Annotated in this window: 18 protein-coding genes; 13 read left to right on the forward strand and 5 right to left on the reverse strand. The window is 50.1% G+C overall.

All coding sequences use genetic code 11. The annotated features are described in order from the left end of the window. Positions 1-174: 174 nt before the first annotated feature. On the forward strand, positions 175-1026 hold the full coding sequence (locus DNH61_RS09910; RefSeq protein ID WP_111146511.1) for a YhcN/YlaJ family sporulation lipoprotein: 852 nt from the start codon (positions 175-177) through the stop codon (positions 1024-1026). A gap of 74 nt (positions 1027-1100) precedes the next feature. On the opposite strand, the gene DNH61_RS09915 is transcribed toward DNH61_RS09910, so the two are convergent. Continuing rightward, positions 1101-2705: an FAD-dependent oxidoreductase gene (locus DNH61_RS09915; RefSeq protein WP_111146755.1), complete on the reverse strand. Its 1605-nt coding sequence runs from the start codon at positions 2703-2705 to the stop codon at positions 1101-1103. A gap of 202 nt (positions 2706-2907) precedes the next feature. On the opposite strand from DNH61_RS09915, the gene DNH61_RS09920 reads away from it, so the two are divergent. From DNH61_RS09920 to DNH61_RS09940, 5 genes are all read left to right on the forward strand, one after another. Continuing rightward, positions 2908-4398, forward strand: coding sequence for a spore germination protein (locus DNH61_RS09920; protein WP_111146756.1), 1491 nt, complete (start codon positions 2908-2910; stop codon positions 4396-4398). Positions 4399-4404: 6 nt separating this feature from the next. Further along, entirely contained in the window at positions 4405-5601 is a 1197-nt protein-coding gene (locus tag DNH61_RS09925) for a Ger(x)C family spore germination protein (protein ID WP_111146512.1), read from the forward strand. Then, entirely contained in the window at positions 5598-5816 is a 219-nt protein-coding gene (locus DNH61_RS09930) for a hypothetical protein (protein WP_111146513.1), read from the forward strand. Before DNH61_RS09925 ends, DNH61_RS09930 begins: the two co-directional genes overlap by 4 nt. 23 nt (positions 5817-5839) lie before the next feature. Further along, the gene (locus DNH61_RS09935) at positions 5840-6913 is read left to right on the forward strand and encodes a GerAB/ArcD/ProY family transporter (protein WP_111146514.1); all 1074 of its coding nucleotides are present in this window, start codon (positions 5840-5842) and stop codon (positions 6911-6913) included. Between the two features lie 119 nt (positions 6914-7032). Then, the gene (locus DNH61_RS09940; RefSeq protein WP_111146515.1) at positions 7033-7257 is read left to right on the forward strand and encodes a helix-turn-helix domain-containing protein; all 225 of its coding nucleotides are present in this window, start codon (positions 7033-7035) and stop codon (positions 7255-7257) included. A gap of 97 nt (positions 7258-7354) precedes the next feature. Here the strand turns inward: DNH61_RS09940 and DNH61_RS09945 are convergent, their stop codons facing one another. Further along, positions 7355-7939: a CBO0543 family protein gene (locus tag DNH61_RS09945; RefSeq protein WP_111146516.1), complete on the reverse strand. Its 585-nt coding sequence runs from the start codon at positions 7937-7939 to the stop codon at positions 7355-7357. Between the two features lie 159 nt (positions 7940-8098). Further along, positions 8099-8551, reverse strand: a complete 453-nt coding sequence (locus tag DNH61_RS09950) for a protein-tyrosine phosphatase family protein (protein ID WP_111146517.1) — start codon at positions 8549-8551, stop codon at positions 8099-8101. Positions 8552-8758: 207 nt separating this feature from the next. On the opposite strand from DNH61_RS09950, the gene DNH61_RS09955 reads away from it, so the two are divergent. The 7 genes from DNH61_RS09955 to DNH61_RS09985 all read left to right on the forward strand — a co-directional run bounded on the left by DNH61_RS09955 (position 8759) and on the right by DNH61_RS09985 (position 18576). Next, positions 8759-9922 carry a Gfo/Idh/MocA family protein gene (locus DNH61_RS09955; RefSeq protein ID WP_111146518.1) on the forward strand — a complete coding sequence of 388 codons (1164 nt, stop codon included), beginning with the start codon at positions 8759-8761 and terminating at the stop codon, positions 9920-9922. A 220-nt stretch (positions 9923-10142) separates the two neighbouring features. Then, positions 10143-11873, forward strand: coding sequence for a sensor histidine kinase (locus tag DNH61_RS09960; protein WP_111146519.1), 1731 nt, complete (start codon positions 10143-10145; stop codon positions 11871-11873). Positions 11874-11900: 27 nt separating this feature from the next. Continuing rightward, a complete protein-coding gene (locus DNH61_RS09965; RefSeq protein ID WP_111146520.1) occupies positions 11901-13541 on the forward strand; it encodes a response regulator transcription factor in 1641 nt (546 codons plus the stop codon). A gap of 119 nt (positions 13542-13660) precedes the next feature. Then, entirely contained in the window at positions 13661-15364 is a 1704-nt protein-coding gene (locus DNH61_RS09970) for a type 2 periplasmic-binding domain-containing protein (RefSeq protein WP_111146521.1), read from the forward strand. Positions 15365-15606: 242 nt separating this feature from the next. Further along, positions 15607-16503 (forward strand): ABC transporter permease, encoded by an 897-nt coding sequence (locus DNH61_RS09975; RefSeq protein WP_111146522.1) that lies wholly within the window; start codon positions 15607-15609, stop codon positions 16501-16503. 18 nt (positions 16504-16521) lie between these two features. After that, positions 16522-17400, forward strand: coding sequence for a carbohydrate ABC transporter permease (locus tag DNH61_RS09980; protein ID WP_111146523.1), 879 nt, complete (start codon positions 16522-16524; stop codon positions 17398-17400). Positions 17401-17508: 108 nt separating this feature from the next. Continuing rightward, positions 17509-18576 (forward strand): glycoside hydrolase family 53 protein, encoded by a 1068-nt coding sequence (locus tag DNH61_RS09985; protein WP_111146524.1) that lies wholly within the window; start codon positions 17509-17511, stop codon positions 18574-18576. A gap of 235 nt (positions 18577-18811) precedes the next feature. On the opposite strand, the gene DNH61_RS09990 is transcribed toward DNH61_RS09985, so the two are convergent. Further along, positions 18812-19699, reverse strand: a complete 888-nt coding sequence (locus DNH61_RS09990) for a transposase (protein WP_111146525.1) — start codon at positions 19697-19699, stop codon at positions 18812-18814. An 843-nt stretch (positions 19700-20542) separates the two neighbouring features. Continuing rightward, on the reverse strand, positions 20543-21415 hold the full coding sequence (locus tag DNH61_RS09995; RefSeq protein WP_111146526.1) for an SDR family oxidoreductase: 873 nt from the start codon (positions 21413-21415) through the stop codon (positions 20543-20545). Between the last annotated feature and the right edge of the window lie 37 nt (positions 21416-21452).

Consider the following 21452-nt stretch of genomic DNA (forward strand, 5'->3'; position numbering starts at 1 on the left):
CAAGGTGGGTCGTCTTTGACCGAGCCTCGACCTAGCCGACCTAGCCTGGTTCGGACTTTTCCCGGGCAATGCCAGCCCCGAATCCGAATAGGAGTCAGCCTGCAGGCAGAAGCTAACTGCAAGCAATAGTGCAGTTACCGCAGGTGATTTTCTAGTCGAAACGGGGGTACTCACGTGATAAGACGAACAACGCTTGGTCTGGCAGCTATCCTCATCGGCGGATCGGTGCTGGCAGGCTGCTCGATGGAGCGGCTTGGCGATGTTGGAAACCGAAATATACGTCCGAACAGCGTACGCTTTGATGCCAATGGCAATCGGGTGATTGACAAGCGTTTTGCCAATGACCAGATGAATGAAATGAACCGTGTATACGGCCGGCACCTCAACAGCAACAATCTTATCGGCAATCATCAAAATTATCGCATCGAGCTTAGCCAGGATGTTGCCGAAAGGCTCAAGGGTATAACGGGTGTTGAGTCGGCAACGGTAATTCTGTCCAATGCCAACGCTTATGTTGGAATAGAGACGGCCGAAACATCAGGCGGTCCTGGTGCTAATGCAGATGGAAGCTCCAGAAGGAGCAACCGAATGGAGCCACAGGGTTATCCTTACATGCATGGGTCAACGAATCCGGGCAGGGATGCAGATCCCCTACGGAATGGCATGGGCTTGAAGAGCACGCGCACCGATACGCGGGATGCAAACGGCCTGCGGACACCGATTCAGGAGCCGGGCGGTTTGGATGTTCAGGGAAACAGGGACGAAGGGCGTAATTCAGCCTTGAGTCCTTCTCTCAAACAGCAGGTTGCAGCAGAAATCAAACGCATGGCCCCTCAGATTGAACGGGTCTACGTATCGTCGAGTCCAGATTTTCTGGGCAGAATGGACCGTTACAGAAGTGAAGGCGAAGGCGGCAAGCCTATCCAGGGATATATTGCCGAGTTCAACGCCATGGTGGAGCGGATGTTCCCGATTGATTCGGGACTCAGGATTAGTGATCGTGCCGACAGCTGGATCTACCGGTAACCCTTATAACACCGTACAAAAAATCCCCATACATGCCAATGGGCATCTGTATGGGGATTTTCCCGCTTTCGGTTTTATCGGATAGGTTTGTTCTTAGAGACAATTTCAATCTCTTCAAAATCCTCCGGCCAATCCATCTTGGACAGCGCTTTGGTGGCAGGTCCTTCAATGACATCACCGGTATAGGAGAAGCGTGAACCGTGACACGGGCAGTCCCAGCTTCTCTCTCCATTATTCCACTCAAGCTCACATCCCATATGCGTACAGGTCGTATCCACAACATGATAGTTGCCGTTCTCATCCTTGTAAGCGCCCGCGCGCTTGCCGTTCATGGTCACGACGGCGCCCTCGCATTTTTGCAGCTCGCCCGGATCGCGGTTGATGGTCTCCATCTTGCCTTTTACATAGTTCTTGGCAACATCCGCGTTTTGTACAACGAATGTCTTGATGTCAGAGCCGGCATGGAAACGGGATGGCGCAAACAGCTCGGCGTAGGAATTATCCCTCCCGGCAATCATATCGCGAAGCAAGAGTGCGGATAAGGTCCCATTGGACATCCCCCACTTGTGGAACCCTGTCGCGATATGAACATGAGGATGCTTGCCCGTAATAGGCCCGATATAAGGGACTCTGTCCAGTGTAACCACATCCTGTGCCGACCAGCGGTACGGGATGGCGATGTCTCCGAACTGTTCCTTCGCAAACTGCTCGAGCGCTCCGTACATTTTCAGGGTGTCCGTCTCGTGACCGGTCTTATGGCCTTCACCGCCTACGATGATAAGCTGCTGTCCGTTATACGCCGTACTTCGCAGCGAACGCTTCGGCTGGTCTGCGCTGATGTACATGCCCCCGGGATACGGGGTGTCCGTTGTCACGCCGACTACATAGGAACGCTCTGTATGCAGGCGGGAAAAATGCATGCCAAGGTTATCGCAGAAGGGGTAGTGCGTAGCAACGACGACGTTGCCGCAGGTTATCGTATGCCCCTGGGCCGTCTTGACCTTCGGCTTGTCCTCGTCGTCTGTATCGATGTCAACCGCTTTGGTATGAGTGAACACCCGCGCCCCAAACCGAACGGCTTCGTCGAGCAGCTTGTTCAGGTACTGCAGCGGGTGAAAGCGGGCCTGTCCGCTCATCTTGATGGCCGACTTCGCTCCAAGCTGCAGCGGAAGCTCCGGAAGCAGGGCGCCATTGATCCCCAGCTTGTCATAAGCTTTCATTTCCTTCTCGATCTTGCGGGTATATTCGTCAGTCGTTGCATAGACCACGTTATCTTCCTCATGCCAGTCACAGTCGATTTCATGCTGGGTCACGAGGTTCCGCATGAAGGATAGTGCTTCTTCATTGGCCAGGTAATACTGCTTCGCCTTCTCTTCCCCGAAGGTGCTAATCAGCTCATCATAGATCAGGTTATGCTGAGATGTAATTTTGGCCGTTGTATAGCCTGTTGTACCGCTCAAGATGTCTGCTGCCTCGATCAGCACAACATCCACGCCATCCATGGCAAGCACGTAGGCTGTGGTCAAACCGGCGATACCGGCTCCGACTATAGCTACTTCTGCACGGATGCTCTCCGACAGCGGCGGGAAGTCCGGCTGCACAGTGGAATCCCGCCAGTAGGATACGGAATGCTCGGGCAGTAGCGGCTTTAATGGATTGGGTTCATGCTCATGGTTCATGGTCTTAACGCTCCTTTCGAATGGCAAGCTGTTCTCATAGTCCATAATTACCACTTATTGCGAGCGGGAAACCATAATGTAGAACCAGCCATTTAACGGGGACCGGTGGCGTCCAGGAATAATTTATCTGAAGTGGAGACATTTTAATAGCTGATAAGGATCGGGAGGGGTGGATGAAGTGAGCGCGGATTCGAAACAGCCCATGCGATTTACCGGGGCTCTTGATGCGGACTGGGATATGATCAGGCAATCGCTGGACGGCATATCTGATGTTATCTACCGTGAACTCACAATCGGCGGCGTTCGCAGGGCTGTGCTCGTATTCATAAGTACGAATGTAAATACGGACCTGATCGCCAAGCACATCATTGAGCCGCTTCAGAAGCTTGACCGCAAGCTTGCTGAACAGCAGCAATCGTATGGTGTTTTTACTGGTATTCCGATTATTGATCCGGCTACAGAGCTGCGCCCCGCCATCATCGCCATCCTTTCCGGCAAGACCCTGATGCTGACAGAGGGACTGGCGGAAGCCTCCATCTTGAATACCAAGGGCGGGAAGCAGAGAAGTGTCCAGGAGCCAACCTCCGAGACGGTTGTGCGGGGCCCGAGGGAAGGTTTTACAGAGAGTCTGAATGTCAATGTGTCCCTGGTTCGCAATAAAATGAAAACAACGGCCTTTAAGACAACCTCCTTCTCCGTAGGGAGTCTGACGAAGACAAATGTGGTGGTCGGGTATCTGGAGCATCTCGCCGAACCGGAGATGATCAAGGAGATCAAGCGGCGCGTAGCCTCTATTGACATGGACGGTGTGTTGGAAACGGGTTACATTGAAGAGCTGATTGAGGATAATCCGCTGTCTCCTTTCCCGCAGTTCCAGTATACGGAGCGGCCGGATACTGCAGCGGCCCAGCTGCTTGAAGGGCGTTTTGTGATCTTTGTGGATGGAACGCCATTTGTGCTGATGGGTCCTGTTTCGGCCTGGCAGATGATCCAGTCCAGCGAGGATTATTATGAGCGAGCTTCGATCGGCACTTTCTTGAGATGGCTGCGTTATGGGTTTCTGATGATTGCCTTGTTTCTGCCAGCGATATATATCGCCACGATTACCTTTCATCATGATATGCTGCCGACCAATCTGATTCTGAGCATTGCCGCATCAAGGGAGGCGATACCTTTTCCCGCGCTTGTTGAGGCATTGATTATGGAGCTGTCCTTCGAAGCTCTCAGGGAAGCAGGTGTCAGACTGCCCAAGGCGGTCGGCTCTGCCGTCAGTATTCTGGGGGCACTGGTAATCGGGCAATCAGCCGTGCAGGCGGGGATTGTATCTGCGCCTATGGTTATTGTGGTCTCGCTCACCGGCATTGCCTCCTTCTGTCTGCCCCGATTTAATTTTGCAATCACCATCCGCCTGCTGCGGTTTCCGCTGATGTTTCTCGCAGGTATTATGGGACTTTACGGGATCATTGTCGGGGCAGTTCTGATTGCAGGTCATATGTGCAAGCTGCGTTCTGTAGGCGTCCCTTATCTAAGCGGAGTTGCGCCTTACAGGAAGTCGGATGAGGATGATATATTTGTGCGGTTGCCTTGGTGGAAGCAGGAGAAGCGTCCCACCTCCCTGACCAGCCGCAATCGCAAACGTATGGGCTCAACCACACAAATTGATAAACTGCGCAAGCGGGTACCGGGGTGGTGAACTGCGATGCGAAACAATTTTATCGGTGCAGTGATGATATCCTTGGTTGTGATCTTGACGACCGGCTGCTGGGACCGGAGGGAAGTCAATGATGTAGCGTTCGTCATGGGAACCGCATTAGATAAAGAAGGGGACAAGTACAGAGCCAGTATCCAGGTGGCGCTGCCTAGTCAGCTGGGCGGAAGCAGCTCGGGGGGAAGCGGCGGAGGAGGGGGAGGGAGCGGCAAAGCATGGGCGCTTTTCTCCAAGTCAGGGGAAACTATACGCATAGCCAACAATATGGAGCAGGCAGGCATACCCCGTCAGCTGTATTTTGCCCACAGGCGAACCTTTCTTGTTGGAGAAGACATGGCCAAGGAAGGAATAGCGCCGTTAATGGATATACTGGGCCGCTTGCCGCAGAACCGGCTGTCTGTCTTTATGGTTATAACTGAAGGGCCTGCTCTGCCTTATATGAAGGTAACCAGCGAGATCGAGCGGTTTCCCTCAGAGATTGTAAGGGAACTAGCGGCAGCTTATATGAAATCGCCGGCAATGGCCAAGACGGTTATCCATCGGCTGCTCTCTGAAGGGATGGACCTGGCCATACCCGCTGTGCGAATTGTATCGCAGGAGACCGGGCCAGGGGCTTCCGACAAGACAACCATCAAGATGGACGGCATGGCCGTGTTCAAGGACGACAAGCTGGTCAAACAGATATTCGGACAAGAAGCAGAAGCCCTGCTGCTTGCGATGGGTGAAGCTCAGATGGTTGAAGTCCCCATTAAGCCTCCAAGGGGTAAAGGGACCATTGTGCTTCGTGTTCAGCGGCCTAACGTCAAGCTGAACCCGAAGGTGAAGAGTCCTGATGATATCAAGTTCACCCTGACGCTGGAAGGCAATGTCTCAGTCGTAGAGAATGCTTCTGCATTTGATACGGCGAGTGACTCTCATCTGAACGAACTGGAGGAAGTGCTGAATACAGAGCTGGAAGGCCGCTTGAAAGATTTGATCAAGCAGCTTCAGACGGAATACCGGTCGGACCCGATTGGCTTCGCCCAAACGCTCTATTTCCATAAGCCACAGCTGTGGCGGCATATTAAGAACAAGTGGGAGATGATCTACCCGACTATTAAAGTGGAAGTCATATCCGCTATGCATATGGAGAATACCGGGACGGTATTAAAGCCCCTCGGCATCCAGGAGGAGGAGATGGTGGAATGAGCGGTTCTATAATGGCTATATTTGCCTGGCTGCTGTTCGTAGCTGTGGTAAATGGGCCGTATTGGGGCAGCACCAGCAGATGGAATCTATGGCTGTCTGTCCTGCTGTCGGGGGCGGCTGCATTGATTTGCTATCTGATGACTGCTCACCATGGCATGACAAGCCCGGCTGTCTGGATCATGCGAATGCTTAGTCCTCTTATGCCAAGCTCCTGAACAACTCTTCTGGGGAGGATACAATGGAAGAACGCTTATCAAAGCATCAGGTACTGCTCATTGGGATTTTGTACAGCTACACTAGTACCAATATTAGTGTGCAGGCACAGAGCGCCTACTATGTCAAACAGCATATCTGGCTGGCACAGATTATTCCGGCCGTGCTGATTCTGCTCGTGCTCTGGCTGCTGTCCTATATCATGAAGAAGTACCCTGACCATAACCTGTTCCAGATTTTCAAAATCAGGTTTCCAAGGCTGGGAAGACTGCTGATCGTCTGCTATATCCTGTTCTTCTTTTACGTGATGTTCCGGGATGTCAGAATGACCAGCGACTTTGTTAATGCAGCCCTGCTTCCAAGGACTCCGCTAATTCTGATTGGCTCTCTGATGGTGTTGACGGTTGTACTGATCGCAAGGGATGGAATTGTCCCGCTGGCCCGGATGACAGAGTTGTTCGGTTTCTCGATGCTCGCCATTGTTTTTCTGCTGCCGCTGCTGTTTGTGGGGGATCTACAATGGGACAACTTATTGCCCTTAACTGATGTGAATTTGGGGGATCTGTTCACCGGTACCTGGTACCTGATATCTTACACCGGCGAGATCATCGGGATTTTCTTTCTGGCAACCCATCGCAGCTTCCGGTTTCGGACAGCAGCCTTGGCGCTAGGGATTGCTCTGTACCAGCTGTTAAATATTGCGTTTCTCACTCTGCTGGTCCTGGGTGCTCCGATTATGGGCAGGATTGTGTATCCTAGCTTCGAGCTGGTAAGGCATATTCACCTTACAGACTTCCTGGACCGTATGGATCTCCCTATGGTAGGGATTTATATGCCTTCTCTGATCATTAAGATCGGCTACAGCCTTGTCATTGTATGCATGGGGCTGAAGGAGCTCTCGCCGAATATATCGGGGCGTATGATGACGGCGCCGGTCGGTTTCCTCGCCTTTTCATTTTCTTTCTGGTTTTATGAAAGCTTAATGCAGATGCTGAATTTCAATAGAACCTGGACCACGATTGCTTTGCTCTTCGAGGTTCTCATTCCCCTGCTTGTATTTCCCTTCTTCATTCCCAAGCACAAACTGGGCGCCCGCTAGCCGGGAACGCCCATTTTCTACTGCCAACCGCACCACCGGATGTCCCGGGTCATACTATATGTTGACTGTATCCCTGAACCTTGTAAACACCATAAAACCCGGCAAGGAGGGGTGACATCTTGAAGGGAGACGACCACAAGAGCAAGTTTTTACTGACGCATCGTGAACGCGAGGTTTTTGAGCTGCTGGTACAGGATAAAACAACACGAGACATTGCGCAGCAATTGTTCATCAGCGAGAAAACGGTACGCAACCATATCTCCAATGTCATGCAAAAACTGAACGTTAAAGGTCGTTCGCAAGCGGTTGTCGAGCTGATCAAGCTTGGTGAATTGAAAATTTGACCGGCGTTCGCCATCCGGCACTTCTAAACCTTCTGGCCGCTTTCGCAAGAAAGCCGGCGAGAAGGTTTTTTTGAGATGCGGAGGTGCTGTGGGGGATTTACTTTCTGAGAAACTTCGGTGGACTGGTCTGCTGGAGCCTCTGGAAGAAGACCGTTATCCAGACGGAGACGAGCATAATGACCATATACCCGCAGAACAGCAGCAGGTAATTCATCCATTCATGCAGCTTAAACAGCCCGATTGAGGTCATAATGGGCTTGAAAACAAAAGCGAAGCCTGCGCTCAGCAGGGTCAGGAACAGGTAGCGGCTCCTGCCATGATTAATGGCCCACTGATAGACAAGCATGTAGGAGACAGGCACGAGGGAGACATCAAGCATAAAACTGACCGGTGTAAAGGGGATGACCTGATAAGGGTACTCCCACAAGCCGTGAAGCACACCGTATGTGTCAATATGGGAAAACCACGTATGTACGTTAAACCCGAAGAAGCCGATGTGGAATGCCTTGCCCCGATCGATATATAGGTATACGACGATAAGAGGGACGATTAGAATTGCAGCGCAGAGCCAGAACTGCCATGTGCCTAGATGGGAGTAATTAATCCAATAATTAAGCAGTTCACTGGAATTGCTCTTGTAGCCTTGTCTTAGATGCTCAAGAATGCCCATCTGTTCCCGCATGCTCGACTGCCTCCAATTATCAGGATAATGTAGAGTATTTGCTTAGACAGTTAAGATCATTCACAAGAGCTTAAGCTGGCAGCGGTTACACATCGTAAAACCGCCGACGCCGGTCTTCACGGGAAATCGATGACAGGCGCGGCGGTTTTTCAAGGTCTTTCATCCTTTAGAGTCTGGTTTAACGGAGAGCTGCTCCTCCAGCCGGTCCAGCAGACGGAGATAAGGAAGGGGAGGACTGAGATCGGGCTTGCGCTTGCGCACCTCTTGAAGAGCGCGCTCTCTGCCGAGCCGGTAACGTACCATATAGAGGGCGGTCAGTACCAAGCCAGCCCGGTGTTTGCCGTTCGTACAGTGAACCAGTACAGTCTCACCTTTATCAAGCATCCTGTTAATCTTATAAACGAGATTAATCAGCCAGGGAAGCTTGGGCATCTGCCACATGGGAAGCGGCTCCCATAGAAGTAGAGTACCCTTCAGCCAATCCGGGGGCAGGTCCGGACGGAGACTTAAATTAACGACAACAGTCACCTGGCTGCTGACAAATTCCCAATCCTTGCCTCGCAGTGAGCCGCTGGCATACAGAATGTTATGAATCATTTCAGTCGCTGCCATGGTCTCCCTCCTGTTCGTATACTCTATAATATGGACACAAGCTGGCAGTGGTCTCCGCTCCCCGGCAAGAAGGGAAGGGATGGGCCAATGTCGGTCAACTGGATAGGGGAAAGAACAGGTTAAGGGGAAAGTCTGCGCTTCGGCCCCGGACTACAATATAGGTGTAGTCAATACAGCTAATAGAATATTCCGGAAGGGGCGGCTTGGATGGAGAATATAAGAGTAGGCATAATCGGGGTTGGCAATATGGGCTCCGCCCATGCTGCGCTGCTGGCTGAGGGACGGATTGAAGGCGCCGTACTCCGTGCGGTTGCCGACCTGCGCAAGGACAGGCTTGTCTGGGCGGCCGATAATTTGGGCAGCAGTATCAGGCGGTTCGAGCAGCCGGCAGAATTGTTCGGCTCGGGAGAGATCGATGCGGTGATTATCTGTACTCCGCACTATAGTCATCCGGCGCTTGCTAAGGAAGCTTTCGCGGCTGGCCTTCACGTGCTGGTGGAAAAGCCTGCCGGCGTCTATACGAAACAGGTGCGGGAAATGAATGAGGCGGCGGCAGCCAGCGGACGGGTATTCGGTATCATGTACAACCAGCGGACTAATCCGCTGTATGCCAAGCTCAGAGAGCTTGTTCAGGCCGGAGAATTGGGCGAGATCAGGCGGATCAACTGGATTATCACGAACTGGTACCGTTCCCAGAGCTATTATGATTCTGGAGGCTGGCGGGCCACATGGGCAGGCGAAGGAGGCGGTGTGCTTCTCAACCAAGATCCCCATCAGCTGGATCTGTGGCAGTGGATCACGGGCATGATGCCTTCGCGGATCCGGGCATTTTGCGGCTTTGGCAGGCATCGTGACATCGAGGTCGAGAATGATGTGACAGCCTATGCCGAATATCCGAACGGTGCAACCGCAGTATTCGTTACCTCCACCTTCGAGACGCCAGGTACAAACAGGCTTGAACTGTCGGGTGAGAAGGGGAAAATGGTGGTCGAGGATGGGAAGCTTACCTTCCATCGGCTTCGAGTCAGTGAACCGGAGTTCAACCGGACGTACACCGGCGGCTTTGGACAGCCGGAGTGCTGGACGATAGATGTGCCGGTCTCGGGGACGGCCTCTGATCATCCGGGCATCATCCGCAATTGGATAGAAGCCATCCGGCATGGCAGTCCTTTGCTCGCGCCAGGTGAGGAAGGGATCAAAGGCCTGATGCTCTCCAATGCAATGCTGCTGTCCTCTTGGACAGATGATTGGGTGACGCTGCCAATTGATGAAGAATTATTCTACACCAAACTGCAGGAACAGGTTAGAAATTCCTCCAGCCTCAAGGACAGCGGGAGCGCACGAACCCTGGATATTAGCGGAACCTACTAGTAATGATGTCGTGAAATTTAAGCCGGCCTTCGTTTTATACGGAGGACCGGTTCTTTTTTTTGCAAACTGGTTTCGAAAAGTGCACAAAGGTTGTATTTTTCCACTTGCTGGCCGATAAGAAGAATGACACCATTAATTGGGTTCTGAAAGTCTGGTGTACAAGCGCTCCATCCTGTCATACAATTTACAGACGACATAATCCGACAAGGCGGTTTCCGGCATGCCCAAACTTAATTTATTCACCAAGATCGTGACACTTATTGTGCTGATGGTTGTCCCCATTATTGTTCTGTATTTATATTCCAACAAGGTTAGTACCGATGTCCTTGCCACAGAACTGAGCAAATCCAATGCGGATCAGCTGTCTTTTTTTCAAACACAGGTAGACACACAGGTTGACCAGCTGACCATATGGCCGACGCTGCTCGTCCATGACCCTGACATTGCTGCCTTAAAGGAAGTACAGCTCGTTCAGCACTACCTTGATCTTGAACAAATATCCGTTATTAAACGGGTTCAGACCAAGCTGAGCATACAGGAGAGCTCTTCCAACTGGGACAGCGAATTAATCATCTACTCGCCTTCCATTAACCGTGCCGTTTCCATTAACGATGCAAAGCTTTATGACCGCGAGGATTTGAAGGCCCGGGTTCACCCGAATTGGCAGGTGCGCAAGGGTACGGGGGATGCTGAAGAGGAATTTGTGTTCTCAATGGTTACGGTTACGCCAATATCTACGTTGTACCGGCCGGATGAAGCAAATCTGATTATTGAGGTTCGTTTTGACAGCGGTAACATTGTAAAAATGCTCGATCAGTTTAAGAATGACGGGCGCCGTGATCCGATCTACTACAAGAAGGATACAGGCATCATCTACAACCGGACGGCTGACAAGGAACAGACCGCACAGATCATCAAGCAGCTGGAGCGGCAGAACAGCGGGTTAAGCGGCAGTCTGACGATGAATATAGATGGGGAGAAATATCTGGTTAATACGGTGATGTCCAGGTCTACCGGATGGTATTTGATTGATTATATGCCGCTCTCGGATATTTTACGTCCGATTCATAAGTCCAATGAGCTGTTTTATATTTCGGCCGGATCTCTGCTGGTGATGAGCTGCCTGGCGGCCTACCTGCTTTACGCTCAGGTGCAGGTGCCGCTGCGTCAGCTGGTTATAGCTTTTCAGCGGCTTAAGAATGCCGATTACAGCGTCAGGCTCCTGCCCAAGGGGCGGACGGAATTCAGCTTCCTCTTTGAGAGATTTAACTTGATGGTGGAGCAGATTCAGGAGCTGTTCCAGCACGTGTATAAGGAACAGCTGCATGTTAAGGAAGCCAGGCTGAAGCAGCTCCAGTCGCAGATCAATCCGCATTTCTTCTACAACTGCTTCTCCTTTATCTCCAGTATGGCCAAGCTTGAAAATCATCAGGCTGTTGTGGCCATGTCTCAAAGCCTGGCCCAATACTACCGATATACAACCAGACAAGAGAGGGACCTTGTGTCTCTCGGAGAAGAGCTGGATTTTGTCGACAACTATCTTGCGATTCAGAAAATGCGGATGAACCGGCTTCATTTTGAAATCATGGTTCCGGCCCGCTTAAGGCGCATAGAGATCCCGCCGCTGGTCATTCAGCCGCTGGTGGAGAATGCGGTGCTTCATGGCATCGAGCCCAATGCGGATGCTGGCGAGATCCGGGTTTTGTGTGAAGTTGACGGACAGCAGATCAAGGTAACGGTTGAGGACAACGGTAAAGGCATGACAGTAGAAGACAGAATGGCCCTGCAGTATAAGATGGATAAACCGATGGATGAGGAAATGGGCTGCGGATTATGGAACGTGCACCAACGGCTGCAGCTGGGCTTCGGCTCAGAGGCTGGTATCCGTTTCGAGCACTCTCAGCTCGGCGGCCTGAAGGTTACTCTGCAGTGGACTATACTAGATCAATGATGACATCACAGGAGGACATAGAGCTCAATGATTGAAATATTGCTTGTTGACGATGAATCCTACGTCACTGAAAGCTTGGCTAAGACGATTCCGTGGCAGAGCCTTGGTGTATCCAGTGTGCATCAGGCATCATCTGCCAAGAAGGCGATTGAGATATTAGAGGAACAGTCGGTTGATATTGTCGTTTCGGATATCCGGATGCCCGAGATGGACGGTTTGCGATTTATAGCAGAGATTACAGAGCGCTGGCCGAATATCCGGTGTGTGTTGTTAACCGGCCATGCTGATTTTGAATATGCCAAGAAAGCGATTCAGCTGCAGGTATTCGATTATCTGCTGAAGCCCGTTAATGATGACGAATTTATCCTTACCGTTACGAATGCGATTGAGTCGCTCAAGGATGAGTGGGAGCAGTCCGAGAAGTACGACAAGCTGGTACACAATCGTCATGCTGATATCGGTGTACTGCGTTCCAACCTGATGCATGATTTGGTGCTCGGACGCAAGCTTTCAAACCGGCTGATCAAACAGAAGCTGGCTGACTATGACATTCCGATTCCTGTAGAAGACCATGCTGTGATGCTGCTTATTCAGCTGGGCAAACCATTTTCGGCTGCCGATCATCACACACTGTCGCTTATGGAATATGCGGTTGGGAATATCGCGGAGGAAGTGTTTGGCGAGAACTTCTCGGTCTGGCACGCCAAGGCTCCGCATGATTGCCTGCTGTTGATTGTCTCGTTGAAGGCTGACAAGAAGGATGAGCTGGAGTTGTCCCGTAAGTTTGAAGCAGAACGACGGGAGCTGCTGGTTCAGACAGCCCATTGCCTGCGACAGAATGTCAGCAATTACCTGAAGGGCGATGTCTCGATTGTCATTACCGAATGGTTTACGTTCCCGGATGACATACCGCTAGCCTACCGGTCCGGTCTCAGCTCATTCTTCATGACCGAGCAGGACGAGGAGCGGCCTGTCGTATTTCTGGAAGACAAGCTGCAGGTTTATGGCACGGCGGTGAAATCGCTGGAGATTCTGTATAAGCCGCCCACACTGATTCATCTGCTGGAGTCCAAGCAGTGGGAAGCGGCCAGGGAGAAGCTGGACCATGTGTTCGCTGATTTCAAGCAGGCACGTTTCTCGCGCGAGCATATCTATGAAGTCTATCTGGTCATCACCAATGCCTTTATGTATATGGCCCATAAGCAAGGGGTGTACATGTACCAGATTGATCAGTCGGGCTTCGACCTATTAACGGATCCTAGTGTGATCTTGTCCGTCGACCGGCTCGAACAGTGGGCTTCCAGCATGATGGACAAGCTGCGTTCCGAGCTGTCCGAAAGCGATGAGCATACGAAGAGCTATATTATTAAACAGGTGCACGAGTTCGTCTCCAATGAGCTTGGGCAGGAAACCTCGGTGAAGACCATTGCGGACAAGGTGTTCCTTCACCCGGTATACCTCTCCAAAATTTATAAAGCAGAGACTGGCGAAAGTCTGGGCGACTATATCATCCGGATGCGTATGGAGCGGGCGCTGTATCTTCTAAAGCATTCAAATAAGAAAATCTATGAAATTACAGCAGAGCTGGGTTACCAGAATCCACAGTATTTTAGCAAAATGTTCAAAAAGCATTACGGGCTGACGCCAAATGAATTCCGGGACCAGTAAATGATCCATGATGTTGTAAAAGGTGCAGAAATGTTCGGTTTGTGTCATATGATCAACTTACGCCTCCGCCTATAATGTGAGTAAGACATACAACAAAGCATTAATTGAGGGGGAACAACATGAAGAGCAAGGCTTCGAAATCTTGGCTGACTATGCTGACGCTGACGCTTATCCTGTCACTACTGGCCGCTTGCAGCAACAACAGCAGTAGCAGCAATACAAACAGCGGTAACGCTGGGACAGCAGCTAACACTGGTAATTCCGAAAGCGTGTACAAAGAAAAATATGAGCCGCCAGTAACAATTAGCACGGTATGGGGCGTCGACCCGGCTCTTAAGTTCAAAAATGGCGAGTCCATTGAGAACAACGTTGCAACGAAGTGGGCACTCGATAAATTCGGAATTGATATTAAGTCACTGTGGTCCGTTACCGATACGAACGGCGCATTCGCAACAAAGCTTCGCCTGTCTCTGACCTCGGGTCAAGAGCTCCCTGATATTGTTGTGGTAGGCAACGACGATCCGCAGCTTGCCCAGGACCTCATTGATTCGGGTGCTTTCCAGGACGCTGGCGCACTGTTCGACAAGTATGCGAACGATACTTGGAAAGCTGCAATGGAGATGGACTCCAACGTGTGGAATCCTTACATCCGTGACGGTGTCCGTATGGGAATTCCGCTTCTGGACTATGCCTATAACCATGACTACCTGCTGTGGATCCGCCAAGATTGGCTGGACAAGCTGAACATGGAGGCTCCTAAGACAATTGAAGAACTGGAAGCAGTTCTCGAAGCATTCAAGAACAACAACCCGCAAGGCTTGAAGCCTGATCAGGTAACACCGCTGAGCATCGGCTTCAAGAGCTCGCTTAACACATGGATGGGCGATCCTTCCTGGATCTTTGGTGCATACGGAACCATCCCTGAGCAGTGGAACCTGGCTGCTGACGGTACGCTGGAGTATGGATCGGTTAATGAAGCAATGAAGCCGGGTCTTGTTAAGCTGAACGAGTGGTATAACAAGGGCTACATTCCTAGAGAAGCAGCGCTGTGGGACGAGAACAAGACAGCTGAGCCTGCCGTTGCAGGTACTGCTGGCATAATCCCAGGGCCTTACTGGATGAGCGGCTGGCCGCTGCTTGACACCGCGAAGAATGTTGAGGGTGCAGTATGGAAGCCGTATCCGATCCCAACTGGCCCGGATGGCAAAGCAGGCCGTCATGGCACACACTTCACGAACGGTGTTATCCTTATCAACAAAGACATGAAGCATCCTGAAGCACTCTTTACTTACCAGAACTATCTGTTTGATAACTACGCGAATCCGGCACCAGGCAGCGAATTTGACCTTGGTCTGTTCAAAGGCTATGACTACGACATCGACGAGAACGGCAACCCGGTGTTTGGCGATGATATTCCTGGCGGCCAGATTATCGCACCTGCACGTTACTTCCTGGTGCGTGACGGCGCCCGTATTCCTGATGCACAGATGAACGCATTGCTCGCGCTTGCTGATGGCAAAGAGCCTGAGACACGTCTTGAGAAGGACGTAGCAGTTAACTATGGTCCAGACACACCGGCAGCGGCTAAAGTACTGCTGTCTCAAGAAGATATCTCAATGAAGAATATGTTCACCGGCCCTACGACGCCAACCATGAAGATGAAGCTGGATTACCTGAACAAGCTTGAGCTTCAAACCTTCAACGAGATTATTTACGGCAAGAAACCAGTTGATGCATTCGATAAGTTTGTAGAGACTTGGAAGTCTTCCGGCGGTGCTGACATTACGAAAGAAGTTAATGAATGGTACCAAACTGTTAAGTAATAATAAGTGACAGGTTACATTTATGGCGGCTGCTTCGTGCAGCCGCTTTATTTTTTACATGTCATGAACGAATACTGCTGGTTGCATCTGCTGCATGAATGTAAGTGTTTACATTACTGTATTTGTACGTTTCAAAAGAGGTTGCAATAGTGCCATTTATATTGCTTTTGTTGGCTACTTGCTTTTTCGACATGTTGCTATAATCGCTTTAGAGATTGTAACTGGTAATAGGGGGACACATAATGAAGCTTTTAAAACGTAACTGGCCGTTTCATCTGATGATTCTTCCATCACTGATTTTCTTGATTGTGTTCAGTTATGTACCCATGGCATGGATTGTCATGGCATTTCAGGATTTCAAACCGAGACTCGGCATCAGCGGGTCGGAATGGATCGGGCTCGACAACTTCCGCTATCTGTTTGAACGGGAGGACAGTGTTCAGGTTATTATCAACACCCTGGTAATTGCTGTTCTCAAGATGGTGGCCAATCTGATTGCGCCGTTTACGTTTGCTATTTTTCTTAACGAGCTCCGCAAGATGTTCGTGAAGAGATTTGTCCAGACGCTCGTTTATCTGCCTCACTTCCTTTCCTGGGTTATTCTTGGCGGTATTCTGGTAGATATCCTGTCAACAGACGGCGGATTCGTGAACCGGATCATTACGAATGTGTTCGGTATAGAGCCGATCTTCTTCCTTGGAGACGGTACCTGGTTCAGGATAACAGTTGTCGTAACCGATATGTGGAAGGAATTCGGATTTGGTACAGTTGTGTTCCTGGCCGCGCTTGCCAATGTAAACCCGTCCTTGTATGAAGCTGCGGAAGTGGACGGGGCAAGCCGTTTCAAGCAGACTATGCATATTACGATACCATCAATGATTCCAATTACGATTGTTGTGGGTACACTGGCGCTCGGCAATATTCTGAACGCCGGTTTCGATCAAATCTTCAACCTGTACAACCCGCTTGTGTATGATAAGGGCGACATTATTGATACGTTCGTTTACCGCGCTGCCATCTTGAATGGACAGATGGGCTTCGGTACGGCAATCGGGCTTTTCAAATCCGTTATCGGCATGATTCTGATTGTCGTATCGTACCGTTTGGCCTACAAGCTTGCAGGCTATCGGATATTCTAAACTACGGGGTGAGCGTAAATGTATCATAAGACGTTATCATATCGAATCTTTAATACGCTCAATACGAGCGGCTTGATCCTGCTGGCTATCGTTTGTATCATACCTCTGTGGCATGTACTTGCGATTTCCTTCAGTGCCAAATCGGCAGCTGATGCCAACCTTGTCGGCTTATGGCCTGTCGATTTTACGACGGAAGCCTATAAGAAGACGATTAATAACCCGGTATTTCTCGGGTCAATCCTGGTATCGATCAAACGGACAATTATTGGTACAGCAATCACATTGGTGCTTGCATTCCTGGCAGCTTATCCGCTTTCCAAGGAAAGCACAGTGTTTAAGGCAAGAACGATCTATGCCTGGATCTTCGTCTTCACCATGGTCTTCAATGGCGGGCTGGTTCCCTTCTACATCGTGATACAGAAGCTGGAGCTGATGAACAGCTTCTGGGTGCTTGTACTTCCAGGCGCGGTCAATGTATACTTGACCATTCTGATGCTGAACTTCTTCAGAGGTATTCCGAAGGAGCTTGAAGAAGCGGCACTGATCGATGGAGCCGGCCATTTCCGGACACTATTTACGATCTTCCTGCCGGTTTCTCTGCCGGCGATAGCTACGTTGGCGTTGTTCAGCATGGTCTTCCACTGGAACTCCTGGTTTGATGGACTGCTCTATCTCCATGACGCCAAGAGCCAGCCGCTGGCAACCTTCCTGCAGACAGTCGTCATTCAACGTGACATGAGCACGATGAGCATGAGTCCTAAGGAAATGGAACTGCTGTCCCAGAAGACGGTTAACGCAGCGCAAATCTTTATCGGTGCACTTCCAATTCTGGTCGTATATCCGTTCCTTCAGAAGTATTTTGTCAAAGGTCTTGTTCTCGGATCTGTTAAAGAATAACGAAGATAGCTCACTAACAGCACGCGCCTCATGCTTAATGGATGGGGAGCGTGCTGTTATTTTGCGGTCGTATACTAAACGTTAATTGGAGTGAAAGGGGTAAGCCTGATGAAGAATCATGAAGGCTCAGCAGCACAAGCTCGTATAGCACCAAAATTTATTAACGGGATGGATGTTTCCTTCTTGGATGAAATAGAGCAAGGAGGAGGAACCTTCTCCGATCAAGGAGCCCAGGAAGACTGCATGGTTATCATGAAGAATAATGGAGTAAACTCCATTCGCTTGCGAATATGGAATGAGCCAGCAGGCGGATATTGCAATCTTGAACGAACGCTCTTGATGGCCAGAAGAATAAAGGATCTTGGCCTGCATTTCCTGCTTGATTTCCACTACTCAGACAAGTGGGCTGATCCGGGTCAGCAGTCGAAGCCAGCAGCCTGGGCGGAGCTTGGATACAATGAGCTTAAAGCAGCGGTCTATCAATATACCCGTGAAGTACTGGAGGCACTGCAGGCTCAAGGCACACTGCCTGACATGGTGCAGGTCGGTAATGAGATCACACCCGGCATGCTGTGGGATGACGGCAAGGTGGACGGGGATGAATATAACAATGACGCACAGTGGGAACGTTTCAGTGGATTAGTGAAATCGGGGATAAATGCTTGTAAAGACGTAGACGCCGCGATCAATGTAATGGTCCATATTGACCGGGGAGGCGACAATGCTTCCAGCATAGCATTCTATGACAGGTTTGAACAATTAGGGGTTCGGTTTGATACGATTGGGCTGTCATTTTATCCTTGGTGGCACGGTACGCTGGAGGATTTGAAGCATAACCTGAACGATCTGGCTGAGCGGTATGGCAAAGAAGTTATTGTCGTGGAAACAGCCTACCCGTGGACGCTGGACAAGACGGCAGGACATACCTTTGTGATGGAGAAGGAAGAACTGCTGCATGAAGGCTATCCGGCTACCCCGGAAGGCCAGACAAAGTACCTTCGGGACTTCATTACAATAGTGAAAGAAACAGCCGGCGGCCTAGGTGCTGGCTTCTACTGGTGGGAGCCAAGCTGGATTCCATGCAAGCAGGAGTGGTCAGTCGGCCATGAGAATAACTGGTCCAACCTAACGATGTTTGATTTTGAGGGCAGGAAGCTGCCTTCGCTGAAGTTCTAGCAGAAGTTCTAGCTGCAGTTCTGGTTGCAGTTCTGGTTGCAGTTCTGGTTGCAGTTCTAGGTGAAGAAACAGAGGTCTGGGTGGCATTGTCCCCTGGGCCTTTTACTTAATGTGCTAGTATGTACGAAAAGTGCCACGATATAAGTGGTTTCGCCTCATTTATGTGGTTTCTCCCCGTTTTGTGACTCCGATTACCTGAAGGCAGTACCGCAACTGTACTTGTCAGCAGCTGAATCTAATAAGCAGGCATAATCCCGACCAGCTTGGCAAGCAGAAGGCTCCAGCGCATCTTAAAGGTAGACCTCCGCATGATCCGGAAGTAGTACTCCTGACAATAGAGATGAAAATAACGCATTGTCACTTTATGCCCATAAGAACGCTTAACAAATTGGTGTGCCTGTCTGATAAAGCTATTTTGGGCTCTCCGGACAGCAGGTTCTAACTGAGCGGAAAACGCAGCATCCTTCCACCCGCTAACCGTGCTGGTGGGCTGCTTACTGCAGATATTACTGCTCACATTACTGCTCACATTACTGTATACACCTTCAGCCTGATCTACTTTAGTGGCAAGCTTTTCTTCGCTGTTCGCCTCACCAATTGAGCCGTCCGCTATATTGCCACAGGGAAGAGTATGATCAGGGTAATCAGGCGAACGGGTTTTATCGTGGGGAAGACTTGTGTCTTGGGTATTAGGGGGTTGCCTGTCTTGCATAATCACTGCTGAAACTCTTTCATTTGTTATGTATTGTAGAGATTTAACGCCATTTAGTTTACTCATCATAATTCTAGCGGTATGAAGCAGCCGGTAAGCGCTCCTATATTGAACGCCTAAAACCTTAGACAGCTCGGCGGCGGTGATAATATGCCCGGCAGCAATGTTGTGCACTACATACAGCCAATAGGACAGAGGCAGTCTTGTTCTATGCATCATTGTACCTGAAGTGACGGAGGTTTGGGCCCCGCATTCCAGACACTGATACAGACCGCGTGTTCCGATATAGTAATAATAAGAGAAGTCACACCGCGGGCAGCAAAAGCCATCAGGCCAGCGTATGCGTTCCAGCATACTGCGGCAGTTAGTCTCATCACCATATTCCTTCATAAACACGCTCAAAGATATCATACCCTGATTCCCCCGACAGCCCACTTTATACGCTTCACTAAACTATATAGGATCATATGTTCTCATTTATTATACCAAACAAACGTTCCTGTTTCAATGGGGGATCTTTCAATAATTTTTGCCGGAGGTGTAGATGCAGCGAGCAAATATGTGGTTGAACGCCGTCAAGTGACACCGAGTCTTAAGATTCGCTCATAATTGGTTTCTGAGCTAAATACATACTCTCTTTCTTTCGGAGTCAAGCGAAATTAATCGAAAGTTCTAGTTGCAGCTGATAGACACCGCCCGAATCTCAACAGCCCGGATCTCATCATCACAGGTCTCCAGTACAGATGAATTGATACGCTGCACAGGTTTACTGCCATCCGCTTAATTAGCGGAAATTAGCGCCAAGTTAGTCAGGGCTTCATATTTATTTACGGGCGGGTGGCGTTATCAATAGATATCCTCATCACTCATTTAATTTAGCAGCTGCTAGTAAGGCAATAGGCATTTAACTCAGAAGCATGATTGTGACATAATCGAAATGGTTATTGGTAAAATCTGGGTGTATGTGTGTGCTGATGAGGACTTCTAATGAGTTTTGTAAAGGATTACTGAAAATCCAGGATAGCGAGCGAACAGGTGAAATCAATCGGATGAGGGAGCGGAGGGCATATAGACTGGAACAACAGATAGACTAGAACAACAGATAGACTGCAACTACAGATGGACAGCAACATGCATATTGGAAAAAATGTACAGCAACATGTGGACTGTAAATAAAACAGCCGGGTTTGCCCTGAACAGGCGAGCCCGACTGTTTCGCTGTTATACGAATAAAAGTACATGCTTATTTGATTGTTAACCGTTAACGACAGTACCGCCATTCAGATGCAGGGTTTGACCGGACATGTAGGACGAATCGTCGCTGGCCAGGTAGACATAAGCGGCTGCCAGCTCGGAAGGCTGTCCTGCTCGCTTCATCGGGGTGCTGGCTCCGAACTTAGCAACCTGCTCCTTGCCAAAGGATGCCGGAATGAGTGGTGTCCAGATTGGACCTGGCGCTACTGCGTTAACGCGGATGCCTTTTTCGACTATGCTGTTCGATAATGCCCGTGTAAATGAGAGAATGGCACCTTTAGTTGACGAGTAATCAATCAGCATCGGGTTCCCCTCATAAGCAGTGATAGATGTCGTATTAATGATCGAGGCGCCCTCTTTCAGATGCGGCATCGCAGCACGTGTCAGATAGAACATGGAGAAGATATTAGTGCGGAATGTTCTCTCCAGCTGCTCGGACGTAATATCTTCAAAGTTCTGCTGAACATGCTGCTCAGCCGCGTTATTGACCAGAATATCCAGCTTGCCGAACTCCTTGATGACTTGGTCGATGACTTTCTTGCAGAAGGATTCATCACCAAGGTCACCGGATATCAGCAGGCAGCGCTTGCCAAGTTCTTCGATCCGCTTTTTGGTCGATTGGGCATCCTTTTCTTCGTCCAGGTATACGATCGCAACGTCTGCGCCTTCCTTCGCATAGGCAATGGCCGCTGCATGGCCAATACCGCTGTCCCCACCGGTAATAATGGCTGTTTTACCATTAAGCTTGCCTGCAGCTTTGTAATTCGGAGATTCAATCTCCGGCTTCGGGTTCATCTTCGTTTCGAGTCCTGGCTGCTTCTCCTGATGCTGCGGTGGAAACTTCTGTTCCTTAGTGCTTGTGCCTGTAGCCATAGTTAATCCCTCCTGAATTAGTATCAGTTTGTGATAA

The organism is Paenibacillus sambharensis, assembly GCF_003233845.1.
Lineage (GTDB): Bacteria > Bacillota > Bacilli > Paenibacillales > Paenibacillaceae > Paenibacillus_I > Paenibacillus_I sambharensis.

Excerpts from the sequence above, each read along its gene's own strand:
- DNH61_RS09925 (WP_111146512.1), top strand. The coding sequence starts at position 4,405 with ATGCGAAACAATTTTATCGGTGCAGTGATGATATCCTTGGTTGTGATC.
- DNH61_RS09915 (WP_111146755.1), bottom strand. The coding sequence starts at position 2,705 with ATGAACCATGAGCATGAACCCAATCCATTAAAGCCGCTACTGCCCGAG.
- DNH61_RS09920 (WP_111146756.1), top strand. The coding sequence starts at position 2,908 with ATGCGATTTACCGGGGCTCTTGATGCGGACTGGGATATGATCAGGCAA.
- DNH61_RS09970 (WP_111146521.1), top strand. The coding sequence starts at position 13,661 with ATGAAGAGCAAGGCTTCGAAATCTTGGCTGACTATGCTGACGCTGACG.
- DNH61_RS09945 (WP_111146516.1), bottom strand. The coding sequence starts at position 7,939 with ATGCGGGAACAGATGGGCATTCTTGAGCATCTAAGACAAGGCTACAAG.
- DNH61_RS09955 (WP_111146518.1), top strand. The coding sequence starts at position 8,759 with ATGGAGAATATAAGAGTAGGCATAATCGGGGTTGGCAATATGGGCTCC.
- DNH61_RS09995 (WP_111146526.1), bottom strand. The coding sequence starts at position 21,415 with ATGGCTACAGGCACAAGCACTAAGGAACAGAAGTTTCCACCGCAGCAT.
- DNH61_RS09930 (WP_111146513.1), top strand. The coding sequence starts at position 5,598 with ATGAGCGGTTCTATAATGGCTATATTTGCCTGGCTGCTGTTCGTAGCT.
- DNH61_RS09985 (WP_111146524.1), top strand. The coding sequence starts at position 17,509 with ATGAAGAATCATGAAGGCTCAGCAGCACAAGCTCGTATAGCACCAAAA.
- DNH61_RS09960 (WP_111146519.1), top strand. The coding sequence starts at position 10,143 with ATGCCCAAACTTAATTTATTCACCAAGATCGTGACACTTATTGTGCTG.
- DNH61_RS09935 (WP_111146514.1), top strand. The coding sequence starts at position 5,840 with ATGGAAGAACGCTTATCAAAGCATCAGGTACTGCTCATTGGGATTTTG.
- DNH61_RS09990 (WP_111146525.1), bottom strand. The coding sequence starts at position 19,699 with ATGATATCTTTGAGCGTGTTTATGAAGGAATATGGTGATGAGACTAAC.
- DNH61_RS09965 (WP_111146520.1), top strand. The coding sequence starts at position 11,901 with ATGATTGAAATATTGCTTGTTGACGATGAATCCTACGTCACTGAAAGC.
- DNH61_RS09980 (WP_111146523.1), top strand. The coding sequence starts at position 16,522 with ATGTATCATAAGACGTTATCATATCGAATCTTTAATACGCTCAATACG.
- DNH61_RS09975 (WP_111146522.1), top strand. The coding sequence starts at position 15,607 with ATGAAGCTTTTAAAACGTAACTGGCCGTTTCATCTGATGATTCTTCCA.
- DNH61_RS09950 (WP_111146517.1), bottom strand. The coding sequence starts at position 8,551 with ATGGCAGCGACTGAAATGATTCATAACATTCTGTATGCCAGCGGCTCA.